Genomic DNA, 14,005 nt, shown 5'->3' on the forward strand with positions numbered 1-14,005 from the left:
GGCGATACTTGAGGTGATGACTCCCGTACCCGGCCCACTCATTGTCCAGTCCGACCACACCCTTCTGCTGGAGGTAGATCACCCGCAGGCAGAGGAGTGCCGTCATGCCATCGCTCCATTCGCGGAGCTGGAACGTGCCCCTGAGCACATCCACACCTACCGACTCACCCCGCTGGGCCTGTGGAACGCCATGGCCGCTGGACACGACGCAGAACAGGTCGTCGACATCCTGATGCGGTATTCACGCTACCCCGTGGCGTCCGGCCTGCTCATCGACGTGACAGAGACGATGTCACGCTATGGCCGGCTGCGAATTGAAAAGCACCCCACCCACGGGCTGGTGCTGGTGTCACCAGACCGTGCCGTGCTCACCGAAGTGCTGCGGTCAAGGTCAGTACGCGGTCTTGTCGGCGACCAGATTGACGACGAGACGGCGGTGATCCACCCGTCGCAGCGCGGCACTCTCAAACAGGCGTTGTTGCAACTCGGCTGGCCTGCCGAGGATCTTGCCGGATACGTTGACGGCGAGCACCACGACATCGCCCTCAACGAGGACGGATGGAGCGTACGGCCCTACCAGAAGGTCGCGGCGGAGTCTTTTTGGGACGGGGGATCCGGCGTCGTCGTGCTGCCGTGCGGTGCCGGCAAGACGATTGTCGGGGCCACCGCGATGAGCTTCGCCCGCTGCACGACCCTGATCCTCGTCAGCAACACCGTCTCAGCTCGACAGTGGAAAGAGGAACTCGTTCGACGCACCTCGCTCGCCCCTGACGAAATCGGCGAGTATTCCGGGTCGCGCAAGCAGGTGCGCCCGGTGACGATCGCCACGTATCAGGTCATCACCACCAAGCGTCACGGCGTGCACCCTCACCTGGAGCTGTTCGAGGCGCGCGATTGGGGACTTGTGATCTACGACGAGGTCCACTTGCTACCAGCCCCTGTCTTCCGAATGACGGCTGACCTGCAGGCACGTCGGCGTCTCGGTCTGACGGCCACCTTGGTGCGGGAGGACGGGCATGAGGACGACGTCTTCACCCTCATTGGCCCCAAGCGCTACGACGCTCCGTGGAAGGAGATCGAGGCCCAGGGGTGGATTGCGCCAGCCGACTGCGTGGAGGTTCGAGTGAGCCTGCCTGAGTCTGACCGGATGGCCTGCGCGATGGCAGAACCCGACGTCCGCTACCGGATGGCCGCGACCCTGCCCATCAAGAATAAGGTCGTGAAAGACCTCGTGGCGCGTCATCGTGGCCAGCCCACCCTCGTCATCGGCCAATATGTCGACCAGTTGGAGGAACTGGCCAAGGAATTGCGATGCCCCATCATCTCCGGGTCAACGACGCCAACTCGACGTCAGGAGATCTACCAGGATTTCAGAGAGGGGCAGGTCGACCTGCTCGTCGTCTCCAAGGTCGTGAACTTCTCCATTGATCTACCAAGCGCCGAAGTCGCCATCCAAGTCTCCGGCGCCTTTGGATCACGCCAGGAGGAGGCCCAACGTCTAGGCCGTCTGCTGCGTCCAAAGGACGGCCTGGTAGCTCGTTTCTACGCGGTTGTCTCGCGCGATACCGTTGATGCCGATTTTGCCAGCCACCGTCAGCGGTTCCTGGCCGAGCAGGGGTATTCTTACCGCATCATTGACGCGGGCGACTTGGACGCGCTCGACTGAGCGGCGTGACAATAGACGTGAAAGCACTAGGCCCACGAAGGAGGACGCCTTGTCCGCGAAGGCTCTCATCACCAGACGTGCAGCGCTAGGGGGCCTGGTCGTCGCTGGCGGGGCTGCCATCGGTGTGCCCATGGTGCGTGCCGAAAATCGTCCGGAGAAGCCTGCACCCCACAAGCTTGCACCCGCCAAGGCGGCAAACCTTGCAGGTCCCGGACCCTATGTGCCGTTTCCTTACCAGAATGAGCTGAAGAAATACCTCAAGGCCCGTAGGGGAGAGCAGTCCGTGGCGATGCGGGTGCACGGGCAGCGCGACATCCACGTTCTCGATCACGGCGCGACCACATACATCACCGCGTCCATCATCAAACTCGCGATCATGGAAACCGTGCTGATCCAGGCTTCTGACGACAAGCGCCCACTCACCAGGGACGAGAAGAGCCTTCTCGTCCCCATGATCGAAAGCTCGAGCAACGATGCCACGACGACGCTGTGGAAGCAGGTTGGCAAGGCTGGCGGGGTCCGTACGGCGATGCGCCGCATGGGCGCCACGCACACCACCTTCGATCCCGAAAACCGTTGGGGCCTGACGTCAACGACCGCCGCTGACCAAGTTGTGCTCGCCGATCACATTTTCTGCCCTAACACGATCATTCCCGAATCCATGCGTGCGTACGCCCGCGAGCTCATGTCCAGCGTCGACGATGACCAGAATTGGGGCATGACGGCAGGCATGGAGTCCCCCTTCGTCAAGAATGGATGGTTGCCGCGCGACGATGGTTGGCACGTCAATTCAGTGGCCTCCACCGGGACAACGGGGTACACCGCCGTGGGGCTCACCCATTCCGCCACCGCATCGATGGACGACCTCGTCGAAACCATCGAAGGAATGGCACGAATCATCGCCCGCCATCAGCACAGCACCTCAGCCTCGTCGGCGCAACAGACCGGTTCCCCGGCTCCTCAGACTGTCAGGGGCGACCATGGCCATGCTCAGTTTCGGGCGCCGGGAACCCGAGATGTGTGGATCCAGGCATACTGACGCAAGGTTGGCCTCACCCGGCCAAGCGGTCGAGGAGATGTCGCCACGACCTCACCAAATCAGCATTGACCCACGCCTTCCACGACCCTTGAGGCCGCGCTGGGCTACCAATGTGGAAGGCCCGGATGCCGGCCTGGTACAGCCACGGAACGTGTTCAGCACGCAGCCCACCGCCAGCCATGACGAGGTTGGCAACTCGAGGGTCCGCCTTCGCTCGGGCAATGAGATCGTCGATGCCGTGCTCGACACCTCGTGGTGATCCAGCGGTCAGTACCTGATCGAGCGCAGGCAAGCCGAGCAATTGCGCCCACGCCTTGTCCGGCTCCAGACTGTTATCGATGGCACGATGAAACGTCCAATGCTGGTACCCCGCTGTCAGCTCGGTGACGGTCTTGACATCAACTCCAGTCGCCGGATCGAGAAATCCCAGTACTGGGCCGTCGGCGCCCAAGTCACGGTATGCGCTGGCCAGGCGTAAGGCCTCGTCCTGACGACGTGGATCAGCCCGAAATCCACCATCGAGACGCAGCATCGGTCGCACTGGAATGTCGACGGCGCTGAGGGTGCGTGCCAACAGCTCAGGGCTTGGCGCCAGCCCCTCGTCGTCCATGGTGCCAACCAACTCGACGCGATCGGCACCCCCTTCCGCTGCCCGCTTGGCGTCGTGTTCGTGCAGACATATGACCTCGAGCAATAGCATAGCCCTAATTGTTGCGCCAGTCGCGTCGAATCGTCACCACAAGGACGGTAATCAGGGCCACCAAGACGATCATGCTGACGACGGATCCTTCTGCCCCGAACGTTCCGCCAGTGAGCCAGGAGCGAGAATCAGGTGTCCTCGCGGTCGTCATGACGCTCTCATCAAAGTGCAGGCCTGACACGTCGAAACCCAGCACCATCCCCTGCAACCAATTCCAAGCGGTATGGAACGCCATCGCCGCAAGCAGGTTACCCCGCCACACCACTAGCAACCCTTGCATGAGGCCGAATCCTGCGATGTTCACCAAAGCTACCCATGTCGTACCGGGGTTGGCACCGTGCAGCGCGGCGAAGACGACAGCTTGAATGGCCAGTCCGGCGAGAACTCCCCATTTCGCGGCTACTGACTGCATGAGGTAGCCGCGTAGCACGGCTTCCTCGGCGCATCCCTGCACCAGAAACAGCACAATCGCGGCGACGATGAGCACCACCGCCATGACACTCGGCCGTCCCCACGACATCGTCGCCTGGCCACTGGCCGTCATGACCGCGACGTCAATACCGAGGATCACGACCGCGATGACGAGCCCAATCCACACGTCGTCGCCATGGCCCCGAAAACCAAGACAGCTCATAGGTCGCTGTTCGACGAAACGCATCCATGCCCAGAGCGCCAGCCAGACCCCGGCGAAGGATGCCAACAGCAGGATTGTCGAGGTTTGAGAGTCTGGAGGACCGCCCACTGACGCTGTCAGCACACAAGCGAAACCGCCTTGTCCCACCCCGAGTATGGTCATTGCCGCCAACAATGACAACAGCGGATGGAGAGTTCCAGCTCCAGCAAGAAATGTGGAGAACCGGCTTCCTTGCGGGCATCGGGTATTCAGGTGCACTACACGAGAGTACTTGACGGCAGGCAACCACCACTTCAGTGCGGCAAGACGACGAGAACACCACACGCCAACCGCCCTACCACCCCTTTGGCACGGCCAAAACCGTGGATCCGCGCGACCATGACCTTGTAGCCCAGCCTGCAACGATCAGGTCTGTAGGGGGATACTAATCCAGGACAACACCGTCATGGCCACCGGAGACCCCCAAGCGCAGGGGACTCGCCCAAAGAAATCGCACGATGCGGACCATTCCATATTCTGCACACTCCTTCCAATTCATGAGTCGAGGTGCCGTACTCTGTACGCGCTCATTGTTTCTCACGTGGCACATTTTCATGCCAGAGAGGACCTCCCCCATGACCAGGCAGCCACCGAGCGGTGGATGGCCCCAGGGACCGCAACCACAGCAACCTACGTGGCAGTCCCCGTACGGGTCGAGTCAGCCTTATCCCCAGCCCCACAGCAACAACTCCGCACAACGTCGCGACCAGCAGCCGACTGGATTCGGTTCAGCGTAGGCGCCACGGCAATTCTGTGTGGCATCCTCACCTTGTTGAGCCTCATGCTGTCCATGGTCACATTGCACGCTTCCAATGTTCCAGACGGCATTCCACATGATGCGTCTGTCAAACCGTTCGAGGGAATTGATCTGGGAGCGATGACAGCTGACGCTGACACCAAGGCCTTCCTCGACGCAGTGTCATCTATGACAAACTTCACCGGCATCACGTCTTTGCTTGCCGCCTTGCTGTTCATCGCCACAGGCATCCTTCTTCTTCTCCGTCGCAATGTGCTCGTCACAACTGGAATGACCGTCGGCGCAGTCTACATGTGCGTAGCAGCACGCATCCCCGCTGGCATCATCACGGGGCTGGCAGAACGAGTCACGTCATCGTTAACACAGATGCTCGGTGTTGCAGCCTTTGACGATGATGATTCAGGCGAGATCACCGAATTCTCACAGATCCTGTCATCGATCTCGATAAAGAACGGAGCCGGAACAAATTTCATCATCGTTTCGGAGATTCTTGCCGTCGTCGCTCTGATTGTCATCGCTGCTTGGATCATCATCCACGGAACCAAGACCATGAAGGGGGCCATTCGATGAGTGAGAACGGCGATTTCGACAAGACCCGCATCAGCCCTGCGCCATCGTGGACGCCATCCCCGAACCGGCCTGGCCCTCAACGAGCCCCTCACCCTGACGGCTCACGCCCCCACCAACAGCCTCCCACGCCGTATCCCACGGGACAGCAATACGGCCAGCCCAATCCCGGGCAGTACAGCCAATCCAACCCCCAGCAATACAGGCAGTCTGGCCCGTATTACCCGGGCGCATCATCCAACACACCAAAGTCATCCCACCATTTCACGATGTGGCTCAAGCAGGACAAGGCGTCACTCCTATTCAGCGGGGCCTTGGTACTTGTGGGAATACTGCTTTTCTTCATCCCCATGTTCACATGGCTCTCTGTGAGCGCTACTGACAGCAGCGCCACCATGAATGGCATGGGTCACATCTCGATCAGTTCCGTCGAGGATCAAAGTAGTGACGATATCCAGACACTTGGTTTGATCAATTCATGGTTACCGGCAGTTACCAATCCGATCCACACCATGCTCATTTGGACAGGAATAATCCTCATTGCCGCCGGGGTCGTCACCGCTCTGACAACCAGCAAACTCGGTGACGTCATCGCCGCTGTGTCCTCCGGATGCATGGCTTTGATCTGGCTGGTGCTCACCGCCAACGCCATGCACGCTCTCAACAAGGCGTTTGCGGGCACACCGGACCAACTGCGTGTGAACATGGGGGCAGGCGTCATCATCGGCATGGTGCTGCTCGTCGCAGCACTGGCAGTATCGATCATTCACCTCGTCCGAACACCGGCACCATCGCGCAGGATATCCACGGATCACCTCTGAACCGTTGTCACCGACAAAAACAATGGGGCGGCTCCAATCGGAGCCGCCCCATTTAGTCAGGTGGACTGGATCACATCATTCCGCCCATGCCACCCATGTCCATGTCACCGCCAGCCGGAGCAGCCTTCACGGGCTCGGGCTTGTCAGCAATGACGGCCTCAGTGGTGAGGAACAGAGCCGCGATCGAGGCGGCGTTCTGCAAGGCCGAGCGGGTCACCTTGGCCGGATCGATGATACCGGCCTTGACCATGTCAACGTACTCGCCGGTGGCGGCGTTGAGGCCCTCTCCGACGGACAGGCCGGCGACCTTCTCAGCCACGACTCCACCCTCGAGACCAGCGTTGATGGCGATCTGCTTGAGGGGGGCGGAGCACGCGGTCACGACGATCTGGGCACCGGTGAGCTCGTCACCCTCCAGGCCCTCGATCCTGGCAGCCTTGGAAGCCTGGATGAGGGCGACACCACCACCAGGGATGATGCCCTCCTCGACGGCAGCCTTGGCGTTGCGCACGGCGTCCTCGATACGGTGCTTGCGCTCCTTGAGCTCCACCTCGGTGGCAGCACCCACCTTGATGACGGCGACGCCGCCAGCGAGCTTGGCGAGACGCTCTTGCAGCTTCTCGCGGTCGTAGTCGGAGTCGGAGTTCTCGATCTCCTTGCGGATCTGGGCGACGCGTCCGGCGATCTGCTCGGAGTCGCCGGCACCGTCGACGATGGTGGCCTCGTCCTTGGTGACGACAACCTGGCGGGCGTGGCCCAGCAGGTCGAGGGTGACGGCGTCGAGGGACAGACCGACCTCCTCGGAGATGACCTGGCCACCGGTGAGGATGGCGATGTCGTTGAGCATGGCCTTACGACGGTCGCCAAAGCCCGGAGCCTTGACGGCGACGGACTTGAAGGTGCCGCGGATCTTGTTGACGATGAGACCAGCGAGGGCCTCACCCTCGACATCCTCGGCGATGACGAACAGCGGCTTGCCGGACTGCATGACCTTCTCAAGGACCGGCAGGAGATCCTTCAGCGAGGAGATCTTGGAGTTGACGATGAGGATGTAGGGATCCTCGAGGACAGCCTCCATGCGCTCGGTGTCGGTGACGAAATAGGGCGAGATGTAGCCCTTGTCGAAGCGCATGCCCTCGGTGAGCTCGAGCTCCAGACCGAAGGTGTTGGACTCCTCGACGGTGATGACGCCTTCCTTGCCGACCTTGTCCATGGCCTCGGCGATGATCTCACCGACGGTGGGATCGGCAGCCGAGATGGAGGCGGTGGAGGCGATCTGGTCCTTGGTCTCGATGTCGATGGCCATCTCGGACAGGCGAGCGCTGATGGCCTCGACGGCGGTCTCGATGCCCTTCTTCAGGCCCATCGGGTTGGCGCCGGCGGTGACGTTGCGCAGGCCCTCACGAACCATGGCCTGAGCCAGGACGGTGGCGGTGGTGGTGCCGTCGCCAGCGACGTCGTCGGTCTTCTTGGCGACCTCCTTGACGAGCTCAGCGCCGATCTTCTCGTACGGATCGTCGAGTTCGATCTCCTTGGCGATGGATACACCGTCGTTGGTGATGGTGGGAGCGCCCCACGACTTCTCGAGAACGACGTTGCGGCCCTTGGGGCCGAGGGTGACCTTGACCGCGTCGGCGAGGGTGTTCATACCCGCCTCGAGTCCGCGGCGGGCCTCGATGTTGAATTCGATGAGTTTTGCCATATTTAGGGGATTCCTCCGCTCCGGTGGGCTTGGCAGCCCGTGGACGTCAGATGATGTGGCGGGAGCGACCCCGCGTTCTGATTCCCCGTGATGCCCGCGACGGACGATCTGGTGATCTCATCACCGGGATGACCACCCTCGTTCGGCGCTCGCAACACCGACCCGGGCAGTAGCACTCTCGCTTGCCGAGTGCCAGTATCATGTTTAGCACTCGCACCCGGCGAGTGCAAAGGGTTGACGAGCGGAAGGTGGCCGATTGTGGTGTTGACGATGGCCTCAGACAGATTGAGCCCCGTCACCAGATGATGTGTGTGGTACGGGTCCTACACTGGGTCTGTGTCAGATTCCCCCACTTCCGAAACCGTGACGTCCGGCGAACTCAGTGCATCGGACCGCGCGATTCTGGATCTCGAGGAATCCTGGCAGGCCGGGAATCCGAGTGTTGACAAGGAGACCGTCATCCGCGAGAAGCTCGGCATGTCGTCCCCCCGTTACCACTTACGGCTCAACGAGCTGATCGACGATGAGCCGGCCGCGCGATATGCGCCTTCCCTCATCGGGAGGCTGCAACGAATCCGCAATCAACAGCGCAGGAACCGCAGCGCACAGCTGCTCGGATGACACACGCGGCATTGTCTACGATGCGCCACCATTGACGAGAGGCACACTATGAAACGCCTGACCGGTACGGTCCGGACGTACTCCTGGGGCTCCTATGACGCCATCCCCAACATCTTGGGAAAAGAAGCCGACGGCGAGCCCTGGGCCGAGTACTGGCTCGGAGCCCATGGAACCTCACCGTCGACCCTTGACGGCATTCCCCTCACCGAATACCTCAAGGCTCACCCCGACGAGCTGGGTGAGCGCAGCCGCAATGCCTTCGGATCCAGGCTGCCCTTCCTGCTCAAGATCCTCTCGGCTCGCCGCCCGCTGAGCCTCCAGGCCCATCCTGACGCACGCATGGCGCGACAGGGGTTCGCGCGCGAGAACCAGGCCGGTGTCGACGTCAACGATCCCCAGCGCACCTTCGTCGACGACTGGCCCAAGCCGGAACTCCTCGTTGCCCTCACCGATTTCGAAGGATTGTGCGGGTTCCGCGATCCGCATGAGACACGCCAGCTGTTCGATGGGCTTGACGTGCACACCCCGACGGACCCGGTATTGGGGTCGCTCACCGAGCGTTCCGGCCCGGCGGCGCTGGCTGAGACCTTCCTTGACTGCATCACCGGGGATGACCTGCGCCGACAGATCGTCACCGAGGTGGTGTCAGGGGCCGTCAACCACGTTGGAGAGGACACGCCGCTGGGTGAGTTCGCTCGCACGGCCGTCGAGCTCGACGAGTATTTCCCCGGGGATCCGTCGATCCTGGCGGCACTCATGCTCAACCGGATCCATCTCAAGCCCGGCGAATCGCTGACAGTCCCTCCCGGTCTCATGCATTCCTACTTGTCAGGCACGGGCATCGAGATCATGGCCGACTCCAACAACGTCGTGCGTGGCGGACTCACCGACAAACACATTGACGTCGACTCCCTGATAGGGATCGTGGATTTCCAAACCCAGGAACCACGAGTCATGGCGGCCGAGGAGGCAGATCCCGGTCTGCGGGTCTTCCCGAGCACCGATGACCAGTTCCGGCTGTGGGAACTCGACCTCGACACCGCCCGTCCAGCCATCCTGCCGGCCAGCGATCTGGCCCGAATCCTGCTCATCACCGGTGGGTACGCGGTGTGCTCGAGTTCCCAGGGCACTGACGAGATCGTGCATGGACAGGCCGTCTGGGTTCCCGCTGGCGAACAGGTACAGGTGGACGGGAACTGCGACGGATTCCTCGCTGCTGCTGGGGTGTGACGCGACCCCGTGTGGAATTCGCGAGCTTACGAGAGGATGGACCCATGGCACACAAGATGAACGTCGAGAGTTTCAACCTGGACCACACCAAGGTGGCGGCCCCGTTCGTGCGGGTGGCCGACATCAAGCACCTGCCTGCTGGAGACACCCTCACCAAGTACGACGTGAGGTTCTGCCAGCCGAACAAGGACCATCTGGAGATGCCTGCGGTCCACTCGATCGAGCACTCCTTCGCCGAGTGCGTGCGCAATCACTCGGAATCCGTCATCGATTTCGGGCCGATGGGATGCCAGACCGGGTTCTACCTCATCATGGTTGGCGAGCCGGACGTCCCGGCCACCTGTGAGCTCGTCGAGACCACCCTGCGCGACATCCTCGAGCTCGACGCCACCCCCGCGGCCAATGAGGTGCAGTGCGGCTGGGGAACCAACCATTCGATCGAAGCCGCTCAGGACGCCGCCCGACGGATGCTGGATCATCGTGACCAGTGGGAACGGGTGATGGCCTGAGAAGGTGATCATGGCTCAAGGGCTCACCGTTCACGTCGCCCTTCGACCGGTTGGTGGTCGGTCACTCGAGATCCCGGAATAGACGGTTTGCACACCCAGTCCCGCCGATTTGACCAGGTCGAAGCGATGGTGCGTGGTGCGGCGTCAATGGGGAACCATTCACAACCGGGTCCAGCTCGTGGCTGTTGTGGAGCCTCTGACAGGATTCGAACCCGCGACCATCGCTTTACAAGAGCGGCGCTCTACCAACTGAGCTACAGAGGCCTGTCGCCTCACGACGACGTGGAACATTGTGGCACACATCGCCCCCAAGACGTCACTGACGCATGTGCCGACAGTGTCGTCAGGCCAACGCCTGTGCGAGGTACCGACGCGCACCGACCATCGCGGGCCCGTACCAAGCCAGCTTCTGACCATCGACGAGACGGACGTCAAGGCCCGGAAAAGCTGGGACGTCGTCAGGGCCGAAGTGGTAGGGCTCGTCGGGCAGGATGACGCGGTCTGGACGGGCGGAGATGAGGTCGGCCAGTTCGGCGTGGGGGTAACGGGACTCCCCCGGTAGATCGATCACTTCCACCCCGACATGCCTCAGCGCGTCGGCGATGTAGGTGTCCTGTCCGACGCACACCCACGGATCCCGCCACACCGCAACCACGGCACTGCGCACCTCGCCGGTCCACGACTGGCTCCACTCCTCGTCGGCATCGCGCAACCACCGCGGTCGCCGGACGCCGAACCCTTCCATGAAAAGCCTCGTCAGGCTTGAGATCGCCTCGGACACCGTGTCGATCCGCGTCACCCACACCGGCACACCGGCCTTCCGCAACAAGGTGACGTCGTGCTCGCGGTTCTCCTCCTGATTGGCGACGACCAGATCTGGTTCCAGGTCGGTGATAGCTGCCCGATCAGGATTCTTCGTCCCCCTGATTCGCGCCACCTCGTGGCCGACAGCCTCGTCCAGGTTGGCAGGCCGAATGCAGTAATCCGTGCATCCCACCAGAGTCTGCGGACACGTCGCCGCAATCGCCTCGGTGATTGACGGCACCAGGCTCACCACCCGCTGCACTCGTCCGCTCACCGGCACGTCGGCACCAAGATCGTCGATCATGACACCACCGCCACGGCCAGGGCGGACAGCACCCAGAAACTCATCTGCGTCACCTCATTGATGCTTCCAAAGGTGTCCCCCGTCATCCCGGACAGACGCCTCACCAGGTGATGAATCCAGGCCCACGCTATGAGCAGGGCCAATGCGGCGCAAAACAGGGCGACCAGGCACCACCGCCAGCCTCCGGCGACAAAACCCGCCAAGGCCATGACAGCTCCCAGAACCGTCAGGTTGATCGAGGCTGATTCAGGAGTCGTCACCCCGGCGACGAGGGACCCGAATCCACCCGGACGAGCGCAGGGCACGCCGGTCATCGTGGCGAAGAGAATGGCAGCTCGACCGATGGCCGGCCCGAGCGCAACCACCATCGCCACACGCCACCATGCCCCCGAAACGGTCGTTCCGGCCAGGCTCACCACGGCAGCCGCGTCCACGATCAGTACCAGGACGATGCTGATGACACCCATCGGACCGATGTCGGACTTCTTCATGATCTCGAGGGCCTTGTCAGGCGCTGCTCGCGAGCCCAGACCGTCAGCAGTATCGGCGACTCCGTCGAGGTGGAAGCCTCCGGTCGCTCCCGCCAGCCAACACACGGCGAGCACCCCGGCCAACCACGACCCAGCCCCCAACCCGAGCACCAGGGCAACGATTCCGCCGGCCACCACTCCCAGGCACAGTCCCAGCCAGGGGAAAGCCGTGATGGCCCGCCGAGCCAGCGAACGATCGATGTCGTTCAGGTATGGCCCAGGCAGGATCGTGAAGAGGGACAGGGCCTCGGCCACTCCACGCAGGGGTCCCAGCTTCCCAAGATCTGCATGTTGTTCGTCGCTCATGCCCACCTCTTCGGGATTCCAGCCACGCACATCCACACCTCGTCACAGGCATCCCCGACAGCCGCATTGAGGCGCCCCAGCTCGTCGCGGAAAAGCCGTCCCGCCGGGGTGTCAGGCACGACGCCCATCCCCACCTCATTCGAGACGAAGGTGACGTCGCGCCGAGTACGACGGATGGCGTCGGTCAGTTCATCGACGCGATTTCTCAAGGACCTCTGCCACGACTCGTCCCCGGGATCAGCAACCCATGCTCCGACCTCGTCGAGGACCCGCGTGATCCACACCCCGAGGCAGTCCACGAGTACCGGAGAGTCGTCGTCAGCCAGCAGCACGGACGCGATATCCGGGGTCTCGACGGTCTTCCAGGTCGCCGGGCGCCGGGCCTGGTGTAGTCGGACTCGTTCCTCCCACTCGGCATCGTCGGGATTCCGCTCGGAGGTGGCGACGTAGGTGACCTTGGAGTCACGGGGCAACCTCGACTCAGCGAAGGTCGACTTCCCGGATCGCGCACCCCCCAGAACCAGGACTCGACAAGGGGGAGCGCTCGTATCGAGGGCATCGGGAAGATCGGTCTCCCCAGTCACCTTGATGTCGGTGACGTCGGCGTCCTCGAAGGTGGCCATCTCGTTGAGGATGTGGGCGCTGGCCTGAACGATTGGCAGGGTGAGGATGGCCCCCGACCCCTCCCCCAGCCGCATCCCCAGATCCAGCAGGGCCGGAAGACCGAGTGCGCTGGTGGACGCGGTGATTCCCGGCTCGGCGCCGGCATGGCTGGTGATGACGAAGTCGCGTACCTCCGGGCAGATCGCGGTGGCCGTCAGAGCTGCCGAGCAGGCGATAACCCCGTCGATGAGCACCGGGACACGCCGGGAGGCCGCGGCCAGGATGTACCCCGCCATGGCGGCGTGCTCGAAACCTCCCACCTTCGCCAATGCCTCAACCGGGTGGTCGGCGTCGGGCCGGTTGACCTGGAGTGCGCGGGACACGACACCGATCTTGTGCTGGTGACGACGGTCGTCCGACCCAGCGCCCTTACCCGTCACCTCAGCAGGAGAGCACCCGGTGAAGACGCTGATGAGTGCCGAGGCCGGCGTCGTATTCGCGATGCCCATCTCGCCAGTGACGAGGATGTCTGCTCCCCCCTCGACAGCCTCCAGGCCGGTCTCGATACCGACTTCAAGGGCCTGGACGGCCTCGTCAGCACTCATGGCCGGGCCCTGGGAGATGTCATCGGTGCCTCGTCGCACGCAACGCTGGCGAATGGGCGCGTCGACCTCGTGGAGGGCACCGACGTCGGTGATCCACAGCTGCGCACCCATCTGCCGCGACAACACGCTGATCGCTGCCCCGCCGGCCGCCATGTTGGCCATCTGCTGGGTGGTGATCTCCTGAGGATCCGGGGAGACTCCCTGGGCCCACACCCCGTGGTCGCCTGCGAACAGCCCGACGACCGGGTGGCTCGGGACAGGGACCGGTACCTGTCCGTACATTCCCGCCAGCCGGATCGAGAGATCCTCCAACAGCCCGAGCGAACCCTCGGGCTTGGTGAGCACCTGCTGACGGGCTCGGGCAGCCTCCAGGGCCTTGGCGTCAGCTCCTCGAATGCCGCGCACTGTACGGGCAAGCAGGCTCTCAGCGGACACGGATTCAGACAGTCGGGCCATCATGCTCCATCGTCGGGGACGCCGCCGCATCCCCCGGGCCTGTGTCCTCGCAGTCCCGGACGCCACGCACGTGCGTCGCAATGTGGTCCCACCCCGGTCGGGGCAGGTGTGC

At 62.8% G+C, this 14,005-nt stretch carries 13 protein-coding genes and 1 tRNA gene; 7 read left to right on the forward strand and 7 right to left on the reverse strand.

Annotated elements, in window-relative coordinates:
* Positions 1-16 precede the first annotated feature (16 nt).
* Entirely contained in the window at positions 17-1,666 is a 1,650-nt protein-coding gene (locus ACUCCZ_RS08515) for a DNA repair helicase XPB (protein WP_435917138.1), read from the forward strand.
* Positions 1,667-1,886: 220 nt separating this feature from the next.
* Positions 1,887-2,705 (forward strand): serine hydrolase, encoded by an 819-nt coding sequence (locus tag ACUCCZ_RS08520; RefSeq protein ID WP_435917382.1) that lies wholly within the window; start codon positions 1,887-1,889, stop codon positions 2,703-2,705.
* Between the two features lie 13 nt (positions 2,706-2,718).
* Here the strand turns inward: ACUCCZ_RS08520 and ACUCCZ_RS08525 are convergent, their stop codons facing one another.
* Together ACUCCZ_RS08525 and ACUCCZ_RS08530 are read right to left on the reverse strand one after the other, a co-directional pair.
* Positions 2,719-3,405, reverse strand: a complete 687-nt coding sequence (locus ACUCCZ_RS08525; RefSeq protein ID WP_435917139.1) for a copper homeostasis protein CutC — start codon at positions 3,403-3,405, stop codon at positions 2,719-2,721.
* Positions 3,406-3,409: 4 nt separating this feature from the next.
* Positions 3,410-4,201 (reverse strand): CPBP family intramembrane glutamic endopeptidase, encoded by a 792-nt coding sequence (locus ACUCCZ_RS08530; RefSeq protein WP_435917140.1) that lies wholly within the window; start codon positions 4,199-4,201, stop codon positions 3,410-3,412.
* A gap of 649 nt (positions 4,202-4,850) precedes the next feature.
* On the opposite strand from ACUCCZ_RS08530, the gene ACUCCZ_RS08535 reads away from it, so the two are divergent.
* Both ACUCCZ_RS08535 and ACUCCZ_RS08540 read left to right on the forward strand, forming a co-directional pair.
* A complete protein-coding gene (locus ACUCCZ_RS08535) occupies positions 4,851-5,405 on the forward strand; it encodes a hypothetical protein (protein ID WP_435917141.1) in 555 nt (184 codons plus the stop codon).
* A gap of 509 nt (positions 5,406-5,914) precedes the next feature.
* On the forward strand, positions 5,915-6,223 hold the full coding sequence (locus tag ACUCCZ_RS08540) for a hypothetical protein (RefSeq protein ID WP_435933063.1): 309 nt from the start codon (positions 5,915-5,917) through the stop codon (positions 6,221-6,223).
* Between the two features lie 70 nt (positions 6,224-6,293).
* Here the strand turns inward: ACUCCZ_RS08540 and groL are convergent, their stop codons facing one another.
* The gene (groL, locus tag ACUCCZ_RS08545; RefSeq protein WP_435917143.1) at positions 6,294-7,925 is read right to left on the reverse strand and encodes a chaperonin GroEL; all 1,632 of its coding nucleotides are present in this window, start codon (positions 7,923-7,925) and stop codon (positions 6,294-6,296) included.
* A 336-nt stretch (positions 7,926-8,261) separates the two neighbouring features.
* Here groL and ACUCCZ_RS08550 point away from each other — a divergent pair, with 336 nt between their 5' ends.
* Genes ACUCCZ_RS08550 through ACUCCZ_RS08560 form a run of 3 tightly spaced genes read left to right on the forward strand, consistent with a single transcriptional unit; the run spans position 8,262 to position 10,285 of the window.
* Positions 8,262-8,546 (forward strand): DUF3263 domain-containing protein, encoded by a 285-nt coding sequence (locus ACUCCZ_RS08550; RefSeq protein WP_435917144.1) that lies wholly within the window; start codon positions 8,262-8,264, stop codon positions 8,544-8,546.
* Between the two features lie 48 nt (positions 8,547-8,594).
* Positions 8,595-9,776, forward strand: a complete 1,182-nt coding sequence (gene manA, locus ACUCCZ_RS08555; RefSeq protein WP_435917145.1) for a mannose-6-phosphate isomerase, class I — start codon at positions 8,595-8,597, stop codon at positions 9,774-9,776.
* A gap of 44 nt (positions 9,777-9,820) precedes the next feature.
* Positions 9,821-10,285, forward strand: a complete 465-nt coding sequence (locus tag ACUCCZ_RS08560) for an S-ribosylhomocysteine lyase (RefSeq protein ID WP_435917146.1) — start codon at positions 9,821-9,823, stop codon at positions 10,283-10,285.
* A gap of 188 nt (positions 10,286-10,473) precedes the next feature.
* Here ACUCCZ_RS08560 and ACUCCZ_RS08565 read toward each other — a convergent pair.
* From ACUCCZ_RS08565 to cobT, 4 genes are all read right to left on the reverse strand, one after another.
* A tRNA-Thr gene (locus ACUCCZ_RS08565) sits at positions 10,474-10,549 on the reverse strand.
* Between the two features lie 79 nt (positions 10,550-10,628).
* Positions 10,629-11,393 carry a helical backbone metal receptor gene (locus ACUCCZ_RS08570; RefSeq protein WP_435917147.1) on the reverse strand — a complete coding sequence of 255 codons (765 nt, stop codon included), beginning with the start codon at positions 11,391-11,393 and terminating at the stop codon, positions 10,629-10,631.
* Positions 11,390-12,229, reverse strand: coding sequence for an adenosylcobinamide-GDP ribazoletransferase (locus ACUCCZ_RS08575; protein ID WP_279186939.1), 840 nt, complete (start codon positions 12,227-12,229; stop codon positions 11,390-11,392). Before ACUCCZ_RS08575 ends, ACUCCZ_RS08570 begins: the two co-directional genes overlap by 4 nt.
* Positions 12,226-13,896, reverse strand: coding sequence for a nicotinate-nucleotide--dimethylbenzimidazole phosphoribosyltransferase (gene cobT / locus ACUCCZ_RS08580; protein ID WP_435917149.1), 1,671 nt, complete (start codon positions 13,894-13,896; stop codon positions 12,226-12,228). Before cobT ends, ACUCCZ_RS08575 begins: the two co-directional genes overlap by 4 nt.
* Positions 13,897-14,005 lie beyond the last annotated feature (109 nt).

It is taken from the genome of Cutibacterium nasicola (assembly GCF_052654715.2).